Raw genomic sequence first — 1,418 nt, forward strand, 5'->3', positions numbered from 1 at the left:
GTTATGTAATACCATAACAGCAGTTGCAAAAGTTGACTTCCCAGAACCTGATTCCCCAACAATGGCTAAAACTTCAACACGTCTAAGCCTTAAATCAATATCATAAATTGCTTTTTGAAATTTACCAGCAATCCGAAAGGCAACACTCACTTGTTTTGCTTCCAAAATATTTTCACTTTCCATATTTACCTCAATGAAATCTTTCTAAATAGACTTAATAAAAGTATACTGCTTTTTCTGTATATTTGCAAAAAATTATCATTTTGGATATCTTCATGAATTTTCTGAACATTACGGGAAATGAAGGTAAAACAACAGTTTTGGAGGAAATAATAAAAGCAGTAATCATATTAAAAAATGCTTTTATTATACCCGAATTGCTAGTTAATTTCATTGGAAAATAAATAAGTCGTGCTATCCTAATCTTAAACCACTAAGCATTAGAAAGCGCACGACTTATATGACTTATAATAGCACACTTCCAAAAGTTTTTGTTTATTTACTGACAACCATTGAGACGCTTTATCAAACGAGTGTTTCCCTTGAGGTTCAAAACCGAAAGAACGTCCATCTCGCAACATCAGATTGCTTAGTTATCGCTTGTTACCTATGGGGCGTACTGCATTTTAGTGAAACGCTTAAAGCTAAGCACCAATTGGCTCAAAGTTTATTTCCTAATTTCCTAGAATATTCTCGCTTTGTCCGCCGTTGTAATGCCCTCTTACCGAGTATCCAAGTCATTCGCCAAGCACTCGTCTTTAAAGAGGTTGAAGGAATGAGTGTATCCATTATTGACAGCTTCCCCCTTCCTTTGTGTCAGCCTATTCGTAATTTCATAAGCAAAGTTCTTGGAGATGATGCAAATGTTGGCTACAATGCTACAAAGGGACAGTACTTCTATGGATGTAAATGTCATGCTTTAGTCAGTGAATCAGGCTATGTCATAGACTACACAATTACTCCTGCTTCAATGGCTGATAGTTCAATGACCGAGGAAGTGTTGAGTCAATTTGGGACACCAACAGTCCTTGGAGATATGGGATATTTAGGTCAGTCACTGCATGATAGGCTGGAATTAAAAGGAATTGATCTAATTACACCTGTCAGGAAGAACATGAAGCAAAAGAAAATCCTTTTCCCTAATTTTTCAAAACGTAGAAAAGTGATTGAGCGAGTTTTCTCTTTTTTGACAAATCTAGGAGCTGAGCGTTGTAAAAGTCGTTCGCCTCAAGGTTTTCAATTGAAATTAGAGATGATACTTTTAGCGTATTCTTTACTGTTAAAATCAGCTAAATCACTGGAACCAGAGACTTTAAGATATTCTACCGGATATCAAGTCATGGCTGAATAATCAACTAGCAATTCGGGTCTTTATTAAATACTAATGATTGCATTAAAAATTGCTTTTTGAGATAATT

General features: G+C 35.5%; 2 protein-coding genes. One reads left to right on the forward strand and one right to left on the reverse strand.

Annotation, left to right across the window (positions count from 1 at the left end; genetic code table 11):
* Positions 1 to 183, reverse strand: a 183-nt coding sequence (locus ABZS42_RS31955; RefSeq protein WP_355151675.1) for an ATP-binding cassette domain-containing protein, incomplete at its 3' end; no start/stop codon positions are given.
* A gap of 277 nt (positions 184 to 460) precedes the next feature.
* Between ABZS42_RS31955 and ABZS42_RS31960 the strand changes: the two genes are divergently transcribed.
* On the forward strand, positions 461 to 1,351 hold the full coding sequence (locus ABZS42_RS31960; RefSeq protein ID WP_355151677.1) for an IS982 family transposase: 891 nt from the start codon (positions 461 to 463) through the stop codon (positions 1,349 to 1,351).
* The last annotated feature ends 67 nt before the right edge of the window (positions 1,352 to 1,418 follow it).

The organism is Micromonospora sp. NPDC005367 (assembly GCF_040606825.1).
Taxonomy (GTDB): domain Bacteria; phylum Actinomycetota; class Actinomycetes; order Mycobacteriales; family Micromonosporaceae; genus Micromonospora.

Excerpts from the sequence above, each read along its gene's own strand:
- ABZS42_RS31960 (WP_355151677.1), top strand. The coding sequence starts at position 461 with ATGACTTATAATAGCACACTTCCAAAAGTTTTTGTTTATTTACTGACA.